Origin of the sequence: Streptosporangium sp. G11 (assembly GCF_051192615.1) — a bacterium.
Lineage (GTDB): Bacteria > Actinomycetota > Actinomycetes > Streptosporangiales > Streptosporangiaceae > Streptosporangium.
Genome location: NZ_JBPJUQ010000004.1, coordinates 41,928 through 61,362, shown reverse-complemented (window position 1 = coordinate 61,362; position 19,435 = coordinate 41,928). Strand labels below are relative to the sequence as shown.

At 72.8% G+C, this 19,435-nt stretch carries 15 protein-coding genes; all 15 read left to right on the top strand.

Annotated features, from left to right (window positions below):
* Positions 1-827: 827 nt before the first annotated feature.
* The 15 genes from ACSDR0_RS05580 (at position 828) to ACSDR0_RS05510 (ending at position 19,428) form a co-directional block, all read left to right on the top strand.
* Entirely contained in the window at positions 828-2,666 is a 1,839-nt protein-coding gene (locus tag ACSDR0_RS05580) for a peptidoglycan D,D-transpeptidase FtsI family protein (protein ID WP_435287648.1), read from the top strand.
* A 40-nt stretch (positions 2,667-2,706) separates the two neighbouring features.
* A complete protein-coding gene (locus tag ACSDR0_RS05575) occupies positions 2,707-4,251 on the top strand; it encodes a UDP-N-acetylmuramoyl-L-alanyl-D-glutamate--2,6-diaminopimelate ligase (RefSeq protein ID WP_435287647.1) in 1,545 nt (514 codons plus the stop codon).
* 12 nt (positions 4,252-4,263) lie between these two features.
* The gene (locus ACSDR0_RS05570) at positions 4,264-5,850 is read left to right on the top strand and encodes a UDP-N-acetylmuramoyl-tripeptide--D-alanyl-D-alanine ligase (protein WP_435287646.1); all 1,587 of its coding nucleotides are present in this window, start codon (positions 4,264-4,266) and stop codon (positions 5,848-5,850) included.
* Positions 5,847-6,905 (top strand): phospho-N-acetylmuramoyl-pentapeptide-transferase, encoded by a 1,059-nt coding sequence (gene mraY, locus ACSDR0_RS05565; protein ID WP_435287645.1) that lies wholly within the window; start codon positions 5,847-5,849, stop codon positions 6,903-6,905. The genes ACSDR0_RS05570 and mraY overlap by 4 nt, the downstream gene beginning before the upstream one ends.
* Before the next feature lie 82 nt (positions 6,906-6,987).
* Complete coding sequence (murD, locus tag ACSDR0_RS05560; protein ID WP_435287869.1) at positions 6,988-8,340, top strand: UDP-N-acetylmuramoyl-L-alanine--D-glutamate ligase; 1,353 nt, start codon at positions 6,988-6,990, stop codon at positions 8,338-8,340.
* Entirely contained in the window at positions 8,337-9,635 is a 1,299-nt protein-coding gene (gene ftsW, locus ACSDR0_RS05555; protein WP_435287644.1) for a putative lipid II flippase FtsW, read from the top strand. The genes murD and ftsW overlap by 4 nt, the downstream gene beginning before the upstream one ends.
* A gap of 14 nt (positions 9,636-9,649) precedes the next feature.
* Entirely contained in the window at positions 9,650-10,738 is a 1,089-nt protein-coding gene (murG, locus tag ACSDR0_RS05550) for an undecaprenyldiphospho-muramoylpentapeptide beta-N-acetylglucosaminyltransferase (protein WP_435287643.1), read from the top strand.
* A 110-nt stretch (positions 10,739-10,848) separates the two neighbouring features.
* The gene (murC, locus tag ACSDR0_RS05545; protein ID WP_435287642.1) at positions 10,849-12,255 is read left to right on the top strand and encodes a UDP-N-acetylmuramate--L-alanine ligase; all 1,407 of its coding nucleotides are present in this window, start codon (positions 10,849-10,851) and stop codon (positions 12,253-12,255) included.
* A gap of 40 nt (positions 12,256-12,295) precedes the next feature.
* Complete coding sequence (locus ACSDR0_RS05540) at positions 12,296-12,964, top strand: cell division protein FtsQ/DivIB (protein WP_435287641.1); 669 nt, start codon at positions 12,296-12,298, stop codon at positions 12,962-12,964.
* 225 nt (positions 12,965-13,189) lie between these two features.
* Positions 13,190-14,569: a cell division protein FtsZ gene (ftsZ, locus tag ACSDR0_RS05535; RefSeq protein WP_435287640.1), complete on the top strand. Its 1,380-nt coding sequence runs from the start codon at positions 13,190-13,192 to the stop codon at positions 14,567-14,569.
* 90 nt (positions 14,570-14,659) lie between these two features.
* Positions 14,660-15,364, top strand: coding sequence for a YggS family pyridoxal phosphate-dependent enzyme (locus ACSDR0_RS05530; RefSeq protein WP_435287639.1), 705 nt, complete (start codon positions 14,660-14,662; stop codon positions 15,362-15,364).
* A gap of 120 nt (positions 15,365-15,484) precedes the next feature.
* Positions 15,485-15,988 (top strand): cell division protein SepF, encoded by a 504-nt coding sequence (locus ACSDR0_RS05525; RefSeq protein ID WP_435287638.1) that lies wholly within the window; start codon positions 15,485-15,487, stop codon positions 15,986-15,988.
* An 82-nt stretch (positions 15,989-16,070) separates the two neighbouring features.
* Entirely contained in the window at positions 16,071-16,358 is a 288-nt protein-coding gene (locus tag ACSDR0_RS05520; protein WP_435287637.1) for a YggT family protein, read from the top strand.
* Positions 16,359-16,407: 49 nt separating this feature from the next.
* Entirely contained in the window at positions 16,408-17,265 is an 858-nt protein-coding gene (locus tag ACSDR0_RS05515; protein WP_435287636.1) for a DivIVA domain-containing protein, read from the top strand.
* A gap of 42 nt (positions 17,266-17,307) precedes the next feature.
* Positions 17,308-19,428: a hypothetical protein gene (locus ACSDR0_RS05510; protein ID WP_435287635.1), complete on the top strand. Its 2,121-nt coding sequence runs from the start codon at positions 17,308-17,310 to the stop codon at positions 19,426-19,428.
* Positions 19,429-19,435 lie beyond the last annotated feature (7 nt).

The window sequence follows — 19,435 nt, the reverse complement described above, 5'->3', positions numbered from 1 at the left end:
GAGCTCCCGCCGGCGCCTCCGACGGCACCCAGGGGCCGGCCTCCCCGCGCAGGCCGCCGGCCTCGGGCAAACCCGGTTCCGGCCGCGCGGGTTCCTCCGGCGGGGCGCGGGACGCCGACGGGCCGGCCAGGTCCGGTTCGCCGGGCAGGTCGTCCGGTTCCGGCCGCGCGGGTTCCCCGGACGGGCAGGGCTCCCCGGGCAGGCCGCCGGCCGGTTCCGGCAGGGGAGGTTCCCCCGTCAGGGGGCAGGGCGCGGACGGGCCGGGCAGGCCCGGTTCCGCCAAGGGACGGCCGTCCCCCGCCGACGGTCCCGGCAAGGGGCAGGGGACCGGGCGGCCCGGTTCGGCCGCGAGACCACCCGCCCCGGGCAGGCCGTCGGCCGGTTCCGGCAGGACGGGCTCGTCCGGCAGGCCGCCGGCCTCGGAAGGCTCCAGCAAATCTGACAAATACGATAAATCGGCTAGGCCTGGCAGGCCGGTGAGGCCGTCGGCCGCAGGCCCGTCCGGCAGGTCCGGTTCCCCGGGCAGGCCGGGGCCCACCGGCAGGCCCGGTTCCGGCGCGCGACCGCCCGCCCCCGACGGGCCCGGCAGGGCGGGGCGGCCGGACGGCAGGGGCGGCGTTCCCGGCGCCTCCGGGGCCCCTGGCGCCCCCGGCAGGCCCGCCCGCCCCGATGCGCAGGGCAGGACCTCACCCCCTCACGCGGGCAGGCCGGGCAGGCCGCCGGGCCCCGAGGCGCCGCGCAGGTCCCCGGGCCCCGAGACCCCGCGCGGGCCGGTGCGGTCCTCGCGGGCGGAGGGCCCGCCGGACCCGCTGGGCTGGGTGCGGTCCGTGCAGAGGCGCGGAGGCGAGCGGCCCGGAGATCACGAGCACACTCGCACGACGGCGCGCGGCGGCGGCGGTGGCAGGCCGCCGCGGCCTCCGGCGCGCCCGTCCGCGGTGCTGCGCCTGGGCAACCCCCGCAGGCGCATCGGCGTCGGCCTGATGGCGATGACCTTCGTGCTGTCCATCTTCGCGGGGCGGCTCATCCAGCTCCAGGGCCTCGACTCGAAGGTCTACACGGCGGAGGCGGCCAAGCAGCGCGTACAGGGCGAGAAGCTGCCCGCCAGGCGGGGGTCGATCACCGACGTCAACGGCCACGAGCTCGCGCTGACCCTGGAGGCCCGCGAGATCTTCGTGGACCCGTCCGAGGTCTCCGCCGAGCAGCGCGACCGGGTGGCCACGATCCTGGCCAAGGAGCTGGGCACGCCCAAGGAGCCGATCGCCGCGAAGCTGGCCCAGAGCACCAGCCACTACCAGCAGCTCGCCGCGGCCGTCGACCCGGCGCTCGCCCAGCGGATCATGACGTACGACCTCAAGGGCGTCGGCAGCAAGCACCGCTACCGGCGCGACTATCCGGGCGGCGACCTGGCGGGCACCCTGCTGGGTTTCGTCGGCACCGACGGCACCGGGCTGGCCGGGCTGGAGAGCACCTACGACAAGCTGCTCGCGGGCCGCGACGGCGAGCAGGTCATCGAGACGGGTGCCAGGGGGCAGCGCATCCCGATGACCCGCAGCACCGTCCGGGCGCCCGTCGAGGGCAGGGACGTGCGGCTGACCATCGACCGCGACGTCCAGTGGGCCGCGCAGAAGGCGATCGGCGAGCAGGTCCGGGCGACCGGGGCGCGCACCGGCAGCGTCATCGTGATGGACACGCGGACCGGCCGGGTGGTCGCCATGGCCAACGCGCCCGAACTCGACCTGAAGAACTGGATGAACTCTCCCGTCGACGACCGGGTCAACCGCTCGGTCACCGACGTGTTCGAGCCGGGCAGCACCAGCAAGGTCATCACCGCCGCGGCGGCCCTGGAGTCGGGAGCCGTGCGGCCGGATAGCCTGTTCACGGTCCCCGACCAGATCAGGTGCGCCGACCGGGTGCTGAAGGACTCCCACCCGCACCCCACCGAGCGCCTGACCTTCTCGGGCGTCGTGGCGACCTCCAGCAACGTGGGCACGATCCTCGCCGCCCAGAAGATCGGCGACGAGAAGCTCCACTCGATGCTCCAGCGCTTCGGGTTCGGCGCGAGGCCCGGCAGCGAGCTGCCGGGGGAGGAGGCCGGGCTCCTGCCCGGCTGGAAGGACTGGTCGGGCAGCCAGCGCTGCACGATCGCGTACGGCCAGGGGGTCTCGGTGACGGCGCTCCAGACGGCCAGCGTGTACCAGACCATCGCCAACGGCGGGGTGCGCGTCACCCCGCAGATCGTGGCCGGCACCACCGGTGAGAACGGCGCGTTCACGCCGTCCCCGCCGGGCCGGCAGACCCGGGTGGTCGGCGAGCGCACGGCGCGGGAGGTCGCCGCCATGCTGGAGGCCGCCGTGAGCGAGGAGGGCACCGGTAACCTCGCGGCGATCGACGGCTACCGGGTGGCGGGCAAGACGGGTACCGCGATGCGCTACGACACCAGATGTCAGGGCTACTGCGGATATACCGCGACATTTGTTGGTTTCGCCCCGGCGGACAAGCCCCGCCTGGTCGTCCTGGCGGTCCTCCAGGACCCCCAGGAGGGCCATTACGGTGGGGAGATCGCCGCCCCGGTCTTCAAGAAGGTGATGACGTTCGCATTGAAGAGCGGGAAGATCCCGCCGACCGGAACCAGGCCGTCCCCGGTGCGGATACGCGCCGGAGAGTGACGAGTGAAGGTACGCTCTCGCCGTGCGTCCCCCGTCGTCAATGCGACCCTCAACCAGTTCACCCCGTCCGCTCTCGGGGCTGGCGAGCCTCATCGGCGCGCCCTCGGGCACGTCGCGAGCCCCGCTGGCCGCGGTCTCCGGGATAACCATCGACTCGCGCCAGGTGTGCCGGGGAGATCTCTACGTCGCGCTGCCCGGGGCCACGGCCCACGGGGCCGACTTCTGCGCCCAGGCCCTCGCCGCGGGTGCCAGCGCGATCCTGACCGACGAGGCGGGCAGGCGGGCCGCGGTCGCGACCGGTCTGCCGGTCCTCGTCGTGCCCGATCCGCGCGCCCTGCTCGGGCAGGTCTCCGCCTGGGTGTACGGCAATCCCGTGGCGGACGTGATGGTCGTCGGGGTCACCGGCACCAGCGGCAAGTCCACCACCACCTTCCTGCTGGAGGCCGGGCTGCGGGCCGCGGGACACAACCCCGGGCTCATCGGGGGCGTGGAGATCCACGCCGGTGAGCTGCGCTTCGCGCCGAAGCTCACCACGCCCGAGGCCAGCGACCTGCAGGGCCTGTTCGCCCTGATGCGCGAGCGGGGCGTCACCGCCGCGGCCATGGAGGTCTCCAGCCACGCGCTGGCGCTCGGCCGGGTCGACAGCGTGTTCTACGACGTGGCGCTGTTCACCAACCTGTCCCAGGACCACCTCGACTTCCACCGTGACCTCGACGACTACTTCGCGACGAAGGCCCGGCTGTTCACCCCCGAGATGAGCCGCGTGGGGGTCGTCAACATGGACGACGCCCACGGGCGGGAGCTTCTCGGCATCGCGAAGATCCCGATGACCACCTTCTCCGCCGAGGGTGCCCCCGAGGCCGACTGGCGGGCTGTGGACGTGCGGCTGGGCCCCGAGGGCAGCACCTTCAAGGTCGTGGGGCCCGGAGGCGTCGAGGAGGCCGCGTCGGTCGCCCTGCCGGGGCCCTTCAACGTGGCCAACGCCCTGGGCGCGATCGTCGCGCTGGTGGAGGCGGGTGTGCCGCTGCGGGCCGCCGTGGCGGGCGTCGGTACGCTGGCTGGAGTTCCCGGCCGGATGGAGCGGGTTCCCGGCGGCGAGGGCTTCCAGGCCATCGTCGACTACTCGCACAAGCCCGGCGCGGTCGAGTCGGTCCTGCGCTCGCTGCGCGAGGTCACCGAGGGCGGGCTCATCGTCGTGCTCGGCTGCGGAGGGGACCGTGACCGTGGTAAACGCCCAATGATGGGAGAAGCCGCCGCAAGGCTGGCAGATGTGGCTATTCTCACCAGCGACAACCCCCGCTCTGAGGACCCCTTGCGGATCCTCGCGGAGATGATGGACGGAGTTCTCCGCGTGTCCCAGGACGGGCGCGCACATGTGATCATTGAGCCGGACCGCGCCGCGGCCATCGACCTGGCCATCGGCCGGGCGGGTTTCGGTGACGTCGTCGTCGTGGCCGGCAAGGGCCACGAGCAGGGTCAGTACATCGGCGACCAGGTGCTTCCTTTCGACGACAGGCAGGTCGTGGCCGACGCGATCGCCAGGCGCAGGAACCGCACCGGACGCCGAGGCACGTATGGAGAGTAGGGAAGACGCATCATGATCCCGTTGCCGCTGGCCAGGATCGCCGAGATCACCTCGGGGGCCCTCGCGGGCATGGCCGACCCACGCGCGGTGGTGCGCGGCCCGGTCGTCACCGACTCCCGCGCCGTCGAACCGGGGTCGCTGTTCGTCGCGATCAACGGTGAGCGGGTCGACGGGCACGACTTCGCCGCCCAGGCCGTCGCGGCCGGGGCGGTCGCCGTGCTGGCCTCCCGGCCCGTCGACGCCCCCGCCGTGATCGTCGGTGACACCGTGGCCGCCATGACGGGCCTGGCCGCCGCCGTCTGCGCGGCCCTGCCGGCGACCACGGTCATCGGCATCACCGGCTCCGCGGGCAAGACCACGACCAAGGACCTGCTGGCCAGGCTGACCGCCAGGATCGGCCCGACGGTCGCCACGGCCGGCTCGTTCAACAACGAGATCGGCCACCCGATGACCGTGCTGAAGTCCGGCGAGGACACCCGCTACCTGGTGCTGGAGCTCGGCGCGAGGCACGCGGGGCACATCACCCACCTGACCCGCGTCGCCCCGCCCAGGATCGGCGTGGTCCTCAACGTCGGCACCGCCCACCTGGGCGTCTTCGGCGGCAAGGAGGAGATCGCCAGGGCCAAGGGAGAGCTGGTCGAGGCGCTGCCCGCCGAGGGCGTGGCCGTGCTCAACGCCGACGACCCGCTGGTGGCCGCCATGGCCGGGCGCACCGATGCCCGCGTCACCTGGTACGGCCGGAGCGAGGGCGCGACCGTGCGGGCGGAGAACGTGACCGTCGACGAGCGGGGACGCGCCTCCTTCACGCTGCGCACCCCCTCGGGCGCCGCCCCGGTCGGCCTGCGCCTGTACGGCGAGCACGCGGTGGAGAACGCGCTGGCCGCCGCCGCGGCCGCCTACGAGCTCGGCCTGCCGGTCGCCACCATCGCCGAGGAGCTGTCGGAGGCCGAGCCCCGCAGCCGCTGGCGGATGGAGGTCACCGACCGCGCGGACGGCGTCACCGTGATCAACGACGCCTACAACGCCAACCCCGACTCCATGCGGGCCGCCTTCGGCACCCTGGACACGCTCGCGGGCGACCGCCGCCGCTTCGCGGTCGTCGCCGCCCTGCGCGAGCTGGGCGACGAGAGCGCCGCCCTCAACGAGGGAGTGGGACACCTGGCCGGGTCCGCGGGCCTCACGGCCCTGTTCGTCGTCGGCCCCGACGCCGAACCGGTCCTGGCGGGGGCCAGGGCCGCCGTAGAGGCCGCGAGGGAGGCCGCGGACCGCGTACCGGTCGGCGCCCTCGCCGCGCCCGTCGCGCACGCCGAGGCGCCCTCGCCGCACGGAGCGGCACCGTACGGAGCGGGGGGACCGCCGGGCGGGCCGTACGGCACCGGCCCGGCCGGCGGCCTCTCGCCCATCACCGGCTTCGGTGACGTCCCCGGGGCGGGCGGCGTCCCGGCCGTCACCCGGGTCTCGCACGCCGCCGACGCGGCCCAGGCGGGCGCGGAGCTGTCGGCGCTGCTGGCACCCGGCGACGTCGTGCTGATCAAGGGACCGCGCGCCGCGGGCCTCGAACGCGTGGCCGCGGCGCTGCTGGGGGGTGACCGCCGATGAGGGAGATCCTCGTCGCGGCGGTGGTCAGCCTGCTGCTGTCCATGCTGGGCACACCGCTGGCGATCCGCCTGTTCTCCCGGCGTGGCTACGGGCAGAGCATCCGGGAGGAGGGCCCCTCCGGCCACCACGACAAGCGCGGCACCCCCACCATGGGCGGCACCGTGATCGTGATCGCCGCGCTGGTCGGCTTCGCCTGCGCCCACCTGTACAGCTTCACGCCTCCCACGGTCTCCGCCGTCCTCGTGCTGTTCCTGATGACGGGACTGGGCGCGGTCGGCTTCCTCGACGACTTCATCAAGATCTACAAGCAGCGCAGCCTCGGCCTGCGGAGCGGCGCCAAGGCGCTGGGCCAGCTCGTCGTCGGCGCGGTCTTCGCGGTCCTGGTGACCCGTTTCCCCGACGCCTACCTGATCACCCCGGCCGAGACGCGCCTGTCGTTCCTGAGGGACTTCGGCCCCTCCATCGGCATCGTCGGGTTCACCATCTGGGTGCTGATCATGATCGTGGGCTTCTCCAACGCGGTGAACCTCACCGACGGCCTCGACGGCCTGGCCAGCGGCGCCACCGGCGTGGTGCTGGCCTCGTACGTGCTGATCGGCAACTGGCAGCTGCGCAACAGCTGCACCACCCAGCTCGGGCCCAACTGCTACTGGGTCCGCGACCCGCTGGACCTGGCCGTGGTCGCCGCCGCGGTGCTGGGCGCGCTGGTCGGGTTCCTGTGGTGGAACGCCCCGCCCGCGAAGATCTTCATGGGCGACACCGGCTCGCTGGCCCTGGGCGGCGTGCTCGCCGGGCTGGCCATCACCACCAGGACCCAGCTCCTGCTGATCATCCTCGCCGGGATGTGCGTGCTCATCACCATGTCGGTGATCGTCCAGGTCGGCTCCTTCAAGATGACCGGGAAACGGGTCTTCAGGATGGCCCCGCTCCAGCACCACTTCGAGCTGAAGGGCTGGGCGGAGACGACCATCGTGGTCCGCTTCTGGCTGATCGCCGCCCTGTGCGCCGCGGCCGGGCTGGGGATCTTCTACGTGGAATGGATGCCCAGGCTGTGACGGTACGGACGAGCGCGGCCCGGGAGGGCGCGTGATCTGCGTCGCGGGGCTGGGGGTCTCGGGCACGGCCGTCGCCCGCACGATGGCCGTGCGCGGCGAGAAGGTGGTCGTCCTGGAGGGCAGGGACGGCGAGCGGGCCAGGGCGATCGCCGGGGAGCTGGCCGCGCTCGGCGTCGAGGTCCGCTTCGGCGAGCCCGCCGAGCCCCCCGCGGGCACCTCCCTGATCGTCACCACGGGCTGGCCGCCGCACCACCCGCTGCTCGCCGCCGCGGCGGCGGCCGGGATCGAGGTGATCGGCGAGGTCGAGCTGGCCTGGCGGATCCGCCCCGAGGGCGCCGCCCCCTGGCTGGCATTGACCGGCACCAACGGCAAGACCACCGCGGTGCGCATGCTCACCTCGATGCTCCTGGCCGCCGGCCACCGGGCGCTCGCCGTCGGCAACGTCGGCACCCCGGTGGTGGAGGCCGTCACCGGGCCCGGCGACGTGCTGGCGGTGGAGCTGTCCAGCTTCCAGCTGCACCGCTCGCCCGGCATCGCCCCGTACGCGGCCGCGGTGCTCAACGTGGCGCCCGACCACCTCGACTGGCACGGCTCCATGGAGGAGTACGCCCGCGTCAAGGGGGAGATCTTCGCCAGGGCCGGGACGGTCGTGCACAACGCCGACGACGAGTGGGCGGTCCGCCTGGCCGCGCCGTACGAGGACGCGGCCGGGCGCGGCGGCGCGGTGCGGAGCGTGGGCTTCACCCTCGGGGTGCCCCGGCCCGGCCAGCTCGGCGTGGTCGAGGACCTGCTGGTGGACCGGGCGTTCGTGGCCGACCCCGCGAGCAACGCCGAGGAGCTCGCCTCGCTCGCCGACGTCCGCCCGTTCGCGCCGCACAACGTCGCCAACGCGCTCGCCGCCGCGGCCCTGGCCAGGGCCTACGGGGTGCCCGCCGCCGCCGTGCGCGCGGGGCTGCTGGACTTCGTGCCCGACCCCCACAGGATCGCGCACGTGGCCAGGGTCGCCGAGGTCGACTACGTGGACGACTCCAAGGCCACCAACCCGCACGCCGCCGCCGCCTCGCTGGCCGCCTACCCGTCGATCGTCTGGGTCGCCGGAGGACAGCTCAAGGGCGCCGACGTCGGCGAGCTGGTACGCCGCGCCGCGCCCCGCCTTCGCGGCGCGGTGCTCCTGGGAGCCGACCGCGAGCGAATTCGCGAGGCTCTGGCGCGACACGCCGGGAATGTTCCGGTGGTGGAGGTGGCGGGGCAAGACACTGGGGTCATGGACCGTGTCGTCACCGAAGCCGCCAGGCTCGCCGCCCCCGGAGACACCGTGCTGCTGGCCCCGGCCGGCGCCTCTCTGGACATGTTCGCCGGTTACCCCGCCCGAGGGGAGGCGTTCGCCCGGGCCGTGCACCGTCTCGCCGAGGGGCACGACGGGGGAGCGGCGTGAGCGCGACCACCCACGAGGGCGCGCCCGCCCGGGAGGGCGCTCCCGCGCGCCCCGACGGGTTCCGCGAGCACCTGCTCGCCTTCCGCGAGCTGCTCGACCGGCCGCTGACCTCGTACTACCTGATCCTGGGGTGCAGCGCGCTGCTGCTCACCCTCGGCCTGATGATGGTGCTGTCGGCCTCCAGCATCGAGGCGCTGCAGGAGATGGGCGACCCCTTCTACTGGTTCTTCAAGCAGTCGATCTCGGCGGCGCTCGGCCTCCCGCTGATGTGGATCTGCGCGCAGCTGCCGCCGAGGTTCTTCAGGCTCGCCGGATACCCGCTGATGGCGCTGTCGATCCTCGGGCTGGTGCTGGTGCTGTTCGTCGGCACCTCACAGCTCGGCGCCCAGCGCTGGATCGACCTCGGCCCCATCTACCTGCAGCCGTCCGAGCCCGCCAAGCTCGGGCTGATGCTCTGGGGCGCCGACCTGCTGGCCCGCAAGGCGCGCAACGGCATGATCGAGTGGCGCAGCCTGTTCATCCCGCTGATGCCGGGCACCGCCATCCTGGCCGTCATGGTCATGCTGGGCAGCGACCTCGGCACCACGCTGGTGCTGATGCTGATCTTCCTGTCGCTGCTGTGGGTGGTGGGGGCGCCGCTGAAACTGTTCGGCGGGATCCTCGCGGTGTCGGCGCTCGCGACCGTCGTCATGATCAGCACCGAGGGATACCGCTCGGCGCGGATCGCCGGGTGGCTCGACCCGTGGGGCAACGCCCAGGGCTCGGGCTTCCAGGCCGTGCAGGGGCAGATCGCCATCGGCAGCGGCGGCTGGTTCGGGCTGGGCCTGGGCTCCAGCAGGCAGAAGTGGAGCTGGATCCCGCACGCCGAGAGCGACTTCATCTTCTCCATCCTCGGCGAGGAGCTCGGCCTGATGGGCACGCTCGTCGTGGTGGCCCTGTTCGGGCTGCTGGGCTACGCGGGGCTGCGGGTGGCCACCCGGGTCAAGGACCCGTTCGTCAGGCTCGCCTCCGCCGCCGCGGTCGCCTGGATCGTGGGCCAGGCGATCGTCAACATCGGCGCGGTCATCGGCGTGCTGCCCATCACCGGCATCCCGTTGCCGCTGGTCTCCTACGGCGGTTCGGCCCTGTTGCCCACCCTCGCCGCCCTCGGCATGCTCCTGTCGTTCGCCAAGCACGAGCCCGGCGCCCGCGAGGCTCTCGCGGCCCATGGCCCCGGACCGGTGGCGCGGGGCCTAAGCTGGCTTGGCCTGGGTGGTCCGGCCAGGAAACGACGGCCGGGCCGCGGAAGACGATAAGCGAAAGGACCGACATGAGGGTGGTCCTCGCCGGCGGCGGGACGGCCGGTCATATCGAACCGGCGCTCGCTCTGGCCGACGCGTTGCGCCAACTCGACCCGAACATCGGGATCACCTGCCTCGGCACGGAACGCGGCCTGGAGACCAGGCTGGTGCCCGCCCGGGGATACGAGCTGGAGCTGGTGCCCGCGGTGCCGCTGCCCCGGGCCCTGACGCCCCAGCTCCTGAGCGTGCCCGGCCGGCTGGCGGGCGCCATCAACGCGGCCGCCGGCATCATGGACCGCGTCCGGGCCGACGTCCTGGTCGGCTTCGGCGGCTACGTGGCGACCCCCGCCTACCTGGCGGCGCGGCGGCGCGGCGTGCCGATCGTGGTCCACGAGGCCAACCCGCGTCCCGGCCTGGCCAACCGGCTGGGCGCGCGCCTCACCGAGCACGTGTTCACCGGTCAGCCGGACACCCCCCTGAACCACGCCGAGTACATCGGGATCCCCCTCCGCCGCGAGATCGTCAACCTGGACCGGCTGTCCATGGGCGACAAGGCCCGGTCCTGGTTCGGCCTGGAGGCCGACCTGCCCACGCTGCTGGTCACCGGCGGCTCCCAGGGGGCCCGCTCGCTCAACCAGGCGGCCCTGGCCGCCGCCCCCGCGCTGCGCAGGGCCGGGGTGCAGGTGCTGCACGTCATCGGCCCGAAGAACACCCTGGAGGAGGAGCCGCCGCCGGGCGACCCCCAGTACGTCGTGCTGCAGTACGTCGACCGGATGGACCTTGCCTACGCGGCGGCCGACTTCGCCCTGTGCCGCGGCGGCGCGATGACCTGCGCCGAGCTGACGGCCGTGGGCCTGCCGGCCGCGTACATCCCGCTGCCGCACGGCAACGGCGAGCAGCGGCTCAACGCCACCCCGATCGTGCGGGGCGGCGGCGGTCTGATGATCGACGACGCGGAGCTGTCACCGGAGTGGATCATCCAGAACGTGCTGCCCATCCTGTCCGACCCCGAGCGCGTGGTCACCATGTCCGAGGCGGCCTCCAGGATGGGCAGGAAGGACGCCGACGTGACGCTGGCGCACAGAGTGCTGCGGATCGCGGCGCGGGGGAGGGGCTGAATGAGCACGAAGGGGATCCGGGGCGGTGAGCGTGAGGCCGCCGGAGACGGACGAGGACCTGACGCGGAGCGGACGCGCCCGCGCGGCGAACGAGGAGGGGTGAGCGGCCGATGAGCCTGGTCAAGCTGGTGGATCCGGTCGCGGCCGGCGACCTGGGACGGGTCCACTTCATCGGGATCGGCGGTTCCGGGATGTCCGGGATCGCGCGTATCCTGCTCAAGCGGGGCGTGCCGGTCTCCGGCAGCGACGCGCGAGGCTCGGAGATGGTGACCGAGCTGCGGGAGCTGGGGGCCAGGGTCCACATCGGCCACGCCGCCTCGCACGTCAAGCACGTCGACACCGTGGTGGTCTCCACCGCGATCCGCGACTCCAACCCCGAGCTGGGCGAGGCGCTCCGCCAGGGCCTGCGGGTCATCCCCAGGGCCGCGGCGCTCGCCTCCGTCATGGCGGGCAAGACCGGTGTCGCGCTGGCCGGCACCCACGGCAAGACCACCACGACCTCGATGCTCACCGTGGCGCTGCAGAAGTGCGGCGCCGACCCCTCGTACTGCGTGGGCGGGCAGCTGGTGACGACGGGCCTGGGCGCCGACGAGGGCTCGGGCGAGGTGTTCGTCGCCGAGGCCGACGAGAGCGACGGCTCCTTCCTGATGCTGGCCCCCGACATCGCCGTGGTGACCAACGTCGAGCCCGACCACCTCGACAACTACGGCGACCCGCGCGCGGTCCACGACAGCTTCGCCCGGTTCGTCGAGCGTGTCACCGACACCATGGTCGTCTGCGCCGACGACCCCGGCTCCGCCGCGCTGATCCCCATCGCCCGCGCCCGCGGCCTGAAGGTGATCACGTACGGTGAGGCGGAGGACGCCGATCTGCGGGTGAGCGGGATCGTCCCCGAGGGGCTGGGCATCACCTTCACGATCGTGGGGCACGGGGAGGTCAGGCTCTCGGTGCCCGGCCGCCACAACGCGCTCAACGCCGCCTCCGCCATCGCCGTGGCGGGGGAGCTGGGCGTCTCCTTCGACGAGATCCGCGACGGCCTGGCGGCCTTCACCGGTGCCAAGCGCCGTTTCGAGGCCAAGGGCGAGGCGGGCGGGGTGGCGGTCTTCGACAGCTACGCCCACCACCCGACCGAGCTGGCCGCCGACCTGCGCGCGGCGCGTGACGTGGTGGCGTCCTTCTCGGGCGACGGCAGGGTCATCGCGGTCTTCCAGCCGCACCTGTACTCGCGGACGAGGTTCTTCGCCGACGAGTTCGGCACCGCGCTCGGGCTGGCCGACGAGGCCATCGTCCTGGACGTCTACGGAGCCCGCGAGGACCCCGAGCCCGGGGTGTCGGGGGCGCTGGTGGCGGGAAAGGTCCCGCTGCCCGCGGAGCAGGTGGCCTACGCCCCCCACCGCGACAGCGTGCCCGCCCTGGTGGCGGGCCGGGCCAGGCCCGGCGACATCGTCCTGACCATGGGAGCGGGCGACGTGACGGAGCTGGGCCCCAGGATCGTGGCGGAGCTGGCCGCGCGGTGACCCACGCCAGCGGGCGCGGGTCGCCGGAGGGGGAGTGGCGATGAACGGGGTGTGGCGGTCGGCCTTCCTGGCCCTGCTCACCGTGGGGGTGGTGGGCATCGCCGCGTGGCTGGTGTTCTTCTCCCCGGTGCTCGGGGTGCGGGAGATCCAGGTGGCGGGCAACGCGGGCCTGTCGACCGAGCAGATCCGGCGGGTGGCGGAGGTGGCCGCGGGCAAGCCCCTCGCCACCGTCGACGTGGCCGAGGTCGAGGGCAGGATCGGCAGGATCCCGCAGGTCGAGTCGGTGACGGTCAGCCGCGCCTGGCCGGGCACCCTGCGCGTCGAGGTCGTGGAGCGCGAGCCGGTGGCGGTGGTGCCGGTCGGCGAGAGGTCCGCGCTGATGGACCGCCACGGGATGGTCACCGAGGTCAAGGACGTCGCGCCCCCGGCGCTGCCCGTGCTGCGGGTGGCCCGGCCAGGCCCGGCGGATCCGGCGACCGTGGCGGCGCTCACCGTCATCACCGCGCTGCCGGAGAATCTCGCCCGCAAGGTCGCGGAGGTGCTCGCGCCGTCGGCGGAGACGGTCTCGCTGCGCCTCAAGGACGGCCGCGCGATCGTGTGGGGCGGCGGTGATCGCCCCGCCGACAAGGCGCGGATCCTTGTTACGCTGCTCAAGCGTCCGGCCGACACCTATGACGTCAGTTCGCCTGACGTCGTGACGGTTAAGTGATCTCATCGGATGGCGGGCGTTCCCGGAAAAGGACGGCCCGCGACACGCTGGACGCGCTTGCGGCGCGGTTAGTTGACCCGCCAGGAGCGCAACTCCTACTGTCCGTATCACTCCTCAGGTTGACATAAAGCTAAATCTCAACTTGAGGGTGAGGGTTTTGGAAACGACGGCACGGGCCCCGTGCCGCATGAAATTGCAAGTCAACGAGCGGAAAGGCCCCTCGTCGTGGCAGCACCGCAGAACTACCTCGCGGTCATCAAGGTTGTAGGAATCGGCGGAGGCGGAGTCAACGCCGTCAACCGGATGATCGAGGAGGGACTCAAGGGCGTCGAGTTCATCGCCATCAATACCGACGCCCAGGCGCTGCTGATGAGTGACGCCGACGTCAAGCTCGACGTCGGGCGCGAACTCACCCGCGGCCTCGGCGCGGGAGCCAACCCCGAAGTCGGGCGCAAGGCGGCCGAGGACCACCGCGAGGAGATCGAGGAGGTCCTCAAGGGGGCCGACATGGTTTTCGTCACGGCGGGAGAGGGCGGCGGCACGGGCACGGGCGGCGCCCCGGTGGTGGCCAACATCGCCCGTACGCTGGGCGCGCTGACCATCGGTGTCGTGACCCGGCCCTTCAGCTTCGAGGGACGGCGCAGGGCGATGCAGGCCGACGCCGGCATCGAGACCCTCCGCGAGGAGGTCGACACCCTCATAGTGATCCCGAACGACCGGCTGCTGTCGATCTCCGACCGGCAGGTGAGCGTGCTGGACGCCTTCAAGGCGGCCGACCAGGTGCTGCTCTCCGGTGTCCAGGGCATCACCGACCTGATCACCACGCCCGGCCTGATCAACCTCGACTTCGCCGACGTGAAGTCGGTCATGTCCGGGGCGGGCTCCGCCCTGATGGGCATCGGCCACGCCCGCGGCGACGACCGCTCGGTCGCGGCGGCCGAGATGGCCGTCTCCAGCCCGCTGCTGGAGGCCAGCATCGACGGCGCGCACGGCGTGCTGCTGTCGATCGCCGGCGGCTCCGACCTCGGCCTGTTCGAGATCAACGAGGCGGCCCAGCTCGTCTCCACCGCCGCCGCGCCGGACGCCAACATCATCTTCGGTACGGTCATCGACGACGCCCTCGGCGACGAGGTGCGCGTCACGGTGATCGCGGCCGGGTTCGACGAGCCCGCTCCCGAGCCCAAGCCGCTCCCGCAGCCGGCCGCGCGTCCCCAGTCCGTCTCGCGTCCGGCCCCGCCCTCGGCGGCCTCCCCGGTCCGTCCGCTGGCGCCCACGGTCAAGGCCGAGCCCCGCCCCGAGCCCAGGGTGGAGCACGCGCCGCCCCCGCCGGTACGGCCGGTCGCCGCCCCGCAGTCCGCGCAGGCGGAGCCGACCTCCCAGCCGCAGCAGATCTACCCGGTCCAGCAGGCGCAGCCTTCGGGGGAGCACGCCGAGCCGCACCGCGTGGAGGAGCCGCACTCCCCTCCGCTGTCGATCCCGCGCCCGGCTCCCGAGCCCTCGCAGCCGACGCCGATCTCCGCCAGGGCCACCGACCCGGCCAGGCGCCGGCCGGTGATCTTCGAGGAGCAGGAAGAGGAGCTGGACGTCCCCGACTTCCTGAAGTGACATCTCTCACGGTGGGGGCGGCGACGGACCGCCCGGCCGTGCCGGGAAGAATGGGTTCCGCCGGTTTGCCAGTGTCCGAGCGGCGGAGATGTGACGGAAACAACACGACGTGATGAGATAGCGGCCGGGCTGGCCCGGGTCGAGGCGGAGATCGCCCAAGCCTGCCGGGCCGCCAGCCGTCACCGCGAGGAGCTGACGCTCATCGCGGTGAGCAAGACCTACCCCGCCTCCGACGTCCGGTTCCTGGCCGAACTCGGGATCACCGACGTCGGGGAGAACCGCGACCAGGAAGCCTCGGTCAAGGCACGCGAGTGCGCCGGTCTCGGCCTTCGCTGGCACTTCATCGGCCAGCTGCAGACCAACAAGGTCCGCTCGGTGGCCGGATACGCCGACGTCGTCCACTCGGTCGACCGCCCGCGCCTGGTCGCCGCGCTCAGCCGGGAGGCGCTCGGTGCGGGACGCCTCCTCACCTGCCTGGTGCAGGTCGCGCTCGACGGCGATCTCGCGCGAGGGGGCGCGCGTCCCGAGGAGGTGGAGGCCCTGGCGGACGCCGTGGCCGCCGCCGGAGGGCTTGAGCTGGGCGGGGTGATGGCGGTCGCGCCGCTGGGGGAGGAACCCGGCAGGGCGTTCGCGAGGCTGAGGGAGATCGCGCGGTCGGTCCAGAAGGCTCATCCGGGCGCCGGTGTCATCTCGGCGGGAATGAGTGGGGACATATCCCAGGCTATCGCCAACGGCGCGACACACCTGCGTGTTGGTACGGCGTTGCTCGGTCGCAGGAAGCCCTTCGTCAGGTAATGTCCCTTCAAGTGGACCTTGGCGTCCGCGTATCCGGACAGCGGTCGAACGGTGGTGAGCTCAAGGCGGTCGGGCTGGCCCCTCGGGCACATCTGAAGTAAGACGGAGGAAGAAGTAGCGATGGCCGGCGCGATGCGCAAGATGGCGGTCTACCTCGGTCTTGTTGAGGACGACCGTTACGAGAGATACGACAGCTACCCAGACGACGAGTACGAAGAGTTCGACGAGGCGCGCCGCGAGGGCGACGAACGCCCTGGCACGGTCCACGACCTCCAGGACGACACCGACCCGGGCGTGCCCGCTCCGAGGCCCGCGACGGCCCTCCTGGAGCGCCGTACGACCGATCTGGCGCGCATCACCACCCTCCACCCTCGTACGTACAACGAGGCGCGGACCATCGGTGAGCACTTCCGCGACGGCACCCCGGTCATCATGAATCTGACCGAGATGGTTGACAGCGACGCCAAGCGTCTCGTCGATTTCGCGGCAGGTCTGGTCTTTGGCCTACACGGCAGCATCGAACGTGTTACCAACAAGGTGTTCCTGTTGTCCCCAGCCAATGTCGAGGTGACCGCCGAGGACAAGGCCCGAATCGCGGAACGCGGATTCTTCAACCAGAGCTAGAGTTCCACCATGAACAGTGACCGGCCCGACAGGTCCCGACGGGACAGAGGACGGCAGAGCGGAGTGGAGGCGGGTACGGACCGTGGGGATCGTTAGCGGGATCTTGGTCTTCATCCTGTCCATCTATCTCGTCCTGCTGATCGGCAGAATGATCTTCGAGACGGTGCAGGCGTTCGCACGTCAATGGCGCCCCACCGGCATCGTCCTGGTGCTGGCGGAAGCCGTATACACGGTGACCGACCCACCTCTCAAGTTCCTCCGCCGTTTCATTCCACCACTCCGGTTGGGTACGGTGGCCTTTGACCTAAGCTTCACAGTGCTGTTCATTGTGGTCTTGGTCTTGATCCAACTCGTGTCCGCGCTTCGTTGATCGGGTACCGTCCCCCCGGACAGACTCCAAGCGCGCCAAGGAGACCGAAATGCCGCTGACGCCCGCCGATGTGCGGAACAAGCAATTTAGTACGACCCGACTCAGGCCGGGTTACGACGAGGAAGAGGTAGACGCCTTCCTCGATGAGGTCGAGTCCGAGTTGGACCGTCTCATTCAGGAGAACGAGGAGCTCCGCGCCAAGCTGGCGGAGTGCCTGCGGGGCAAGGTGCCCGGCGGTATGGGCATGGCCATGGCGCCGGCCCCCATCGCCGAGCCCAAGCCCGAGATGATGATGCAGCAGCCGGAGCCGATGCGAGCTCCCGAGCCGGTGCAGCATCAGCAGCCCGTTCCCGTCGGAATGGGAATGCCTCCGGCCGAGGACAACATGGACACCGCGGCCCGCGTGCTCGCCCTCGCGCAGCAGACCGCCGACCAGGCCATCGCCGACGCCCGCCGGGAGGCGGACGAGACGGTGACCCGGGCGCGCCGCGAGGCCGACGACATCCTCGGCAAGGCACGTCGCCAGGCCGAGCAGGTCATCGGTGACGCGCGTGCCCGGGCGGAGACGCTGGAGCGCGACGCGCAGGAGCGGCACCGTCAGGCCATGGGCTCCCTGGTGCAGACCCGCGACGAGCTTGAGCGCAAGGTCGAGGAGCTGCGCAGCTTCGAGCGCGAGTATCGCAGCCGCCTGAAGCTGTACCTGGAGAACCAGCTCGCCGAGCTGAACGTGGCTGCCGACGGCAGCGGCGGGTTCCCGATCGTGAGCGGGCCTCCGGCCATGTCCCACGCGGTGGCTCAGGGCGGTCAGCCGACCCTCCAGAGCGCGCCCAACCCGTTCGGCGGCGATCCCTCGCAGCATTCCGGCGCCTTCCAGGGCGTTGACGGTCCTCACAACGACCGCCGCTAAGGTGTCGGGTCATCCCCTTGACCCGTATCCGGGAGTCTCTCTGTGATCCTTATCAGCGCCGGTTTGGTACTCACGGCGATCGTCCTGCTCATCGCGGGGTTCGTGCTGGCCAAGCCATTTCTGGTCATGTGGTCGATCGCGGTCAGCGTGCTGTCCGCAGTCTTCCTGGTGATCGGGGCGCTGCTGCGCCGCCACGAGTTGTTCCCCGGCGGGGACGCCGGGGCCTCTCAGCCCCTCCCCCCGAAGGGACCGATGCCGGCCGGGCCACTCGCCGCGCCGCACGGCGTGCCGAACCAGACGCCGGGCCGGCCCTCCGCGCCACAGCAGATGGTGGTGCGGCACGGGATGCAGCAGGCGCCCGCCGCCCCGACCCAGCCGCGACGCGGCCCGGTGGCCGGGCCGGCCACCGCCGCCGCGGCGAGGCGGGGTGCCCTGGACCCCGAGGCGATCGTGCTGGTCATCCCCGGCCGCAAGCGCTACCACGTCGCGGGATGCCGCCAGCTGGCCGGCAGGGATCATGAGGAGCTCACCTACGAGGAGGCGCGGGAGGAGGGCTTCACGCCCTGCACCACGTGCCTGCCCGCGGACCCCGCCTCCGGGCCCCAGACGCGGGAGACCCCGCCCGGGGTACGCAGGCCCGACGAGTCCCTGACCGTCTCCCGCGAGTCCGGTCCCACCGCCGGTGCTCGCGAGCCGGGCGCCCACGAGGCCACCGCCCGCTTCACCGCCCCGTACCAGCCCGTGCAGCCCACGGCCCCGTCCGGCGGCCGGCAGGCCCCAGGAACGCGGTCCGAACCTCAGAGGTCCGAGTCCCCGCGGCCCGAGTCCTCGCGACCCGGATCCCAGAGGTCCGAACCTCAGCGGCCAGAAACCCAGCGGCCCGAACACCAGCGGCCCGGGGCCGAGTCCCCGCAGGCCCGGTTCGAGGCCTCACGGGCCAAGGCCGAACCCCCGGCGGCCCCGGTCACCGGACGTGACAGCGCCCCCGGCAGGCCGGAAGCCTCCGAGGCCAGGCGCGAGAGCGCCGCGTCCCGCCAGGAGGCCCAGCGCTCCCCGCAGGAGCCCGTCGTCTCGGTCGCCCGGCCCTACATCCAGTCTCCCGAGCCGCAGGCGCGGCCCCAGGAGTCCGCGAGCCCTCCGGCCCGCCCGGCGGAGCAGCCGGCCCGCCCGGCCGGGATCCAGCTGCCGAAGATCCCCGAGATCCCGCACGCCGCGTCCGAGGCCACCAGCTGGTTCAGCCGCGACGCGGCCGGGCAGGCGTCACAGGCGGCCGGGCAGAAGACCTCGGCGGCCCCCGCCGGATCCGCGGACGCCCCCGCCAAGCCCGAGCCGGTGAGGGCCGAGTCCGCGAAGGCCGCGTCCACCGCTTCGGGCTCCGCCACCTCGGGCTCCTCCGGAGCGTCCGTCACGGCCGCCTCCGCGAGCTCCTCGAGCCGGGCCGAGGCGCCCGAGCCCGCCGAGGCCGAGCCCACCAGACCCGCCAACCCCAGGCCCGCGAAGGCCGAGCCCGCCAAGAGCGGCCCGGCCGAGGCGGGGTCCGCCACGGCCGGCCCCGCGAAGGCCGGGTCCGCCGGTGGAAAGGCCCACATCGAGGCCGCGTCCGGCGGGAAGGCCTCCGCGGAAGCGGAGACCGCGACCGCCGGGCGGGACACCTCCCCGGAGCCCTCGGGGTCCGGGCGAGAGGCCCCCGCCGAGGGCGACACCCCCAAGCCGGTGGAGCCGGCCGAGACCGCACCCGGGCGCGCCGGGCCGCAGGTAGCGGCCGACTCCACCTCCGCGAAACCCGCCCCGGCCACCGCGACGCTCAAGGCTCCGGCCGTGAAGCCCGAAGCCGTCGTGACCGGGACGCCCGCCGACGCTCCCTCCCGAGACGACCGAGACGGCCGTGACGGCACCGACGCCCCCGACGACCGCGGTGACGACACCTCTCCCGGTGGCATCCCCGCGATCAAGGACGGGACGCGTCCCGCGGCTCAGGGACAGGAGGCGGACGGCGAGACGGTCACGACCATCGCCGGCACCCGCCGTTTCCACGACGCCGACTGCCCCCTCGTCAAGGGCGCCAGCGCGGGCGGTAGCGGCATCGAGACCGTGTCCCGGGCCGAGGCGGAGAAGGCCGGTCTGACCGACTGCCCGATCTGCCGGAACGACCGCCGTACGTGAGCTGATC

Coding starts and splice junctions, on each gene's coding strand:
- murD (WP_435287869.1), top strand. CDS start 6,988: ATGGCCGTGCGCGGCGAGAAGGTGGTCGTCCTGGAGGGCAGGGACGGC.
- ACSDR0_RS05525 (WP_435287638.1), top strand. CDS start 15,485: ATGGCCGGCGCGATGCGCAAGATGGCGGTCTACCTCGGTCTTGTTGAG.
- ACSDR0_RS05515 (WP_435287636.1), top strand. CDS start 16,408: ATGCCGCTGACGCCCGCCGATGTGCGGAACAAGCAATTTAGTACGACC.
- murG (WP_435287643.1), top strand. CDS start 9,650: ATGAGGGTGGTCCTCGCCGGCGGCGGGACGGCCGGTCATATCGAACCG.
- ACSDR0_RS05575 (WP_435287647.1), top strand. CDS start 2,707: ATGCGACCCTCAACCAGTTCACCCCGTCCGCTCTCGGGGCTGGCGAGC.
- murC (WP_435287642.1), top strand. CDS start 10,849: ATGAGCCTGGTCAAGCTGGTGGATCCGGTCGCGGCCGGCGACCTGGGA.
- ACSDR0_RS05540 (WP_435287641.1), top strand. CDS start 12,296: ATGAACGGGGTGTGGCGGTCGGCCTTCCTGGCCCTGCTCACCGTGGGG.
- ACSDR0_RS05570 (WP_435287646.1), top strand. CDS start 4,264: ATGATCCCGTTGCCGCTGGCCAGGATCGCCGAGATCACCTCGGGGGCC.
- mraY (WP_435287645.1), top strand. CDS start 5,847: ATGAGGGAGATCCTCGTCGCGGCGGTGGTCAGCCTGCTGCTGTCCATG.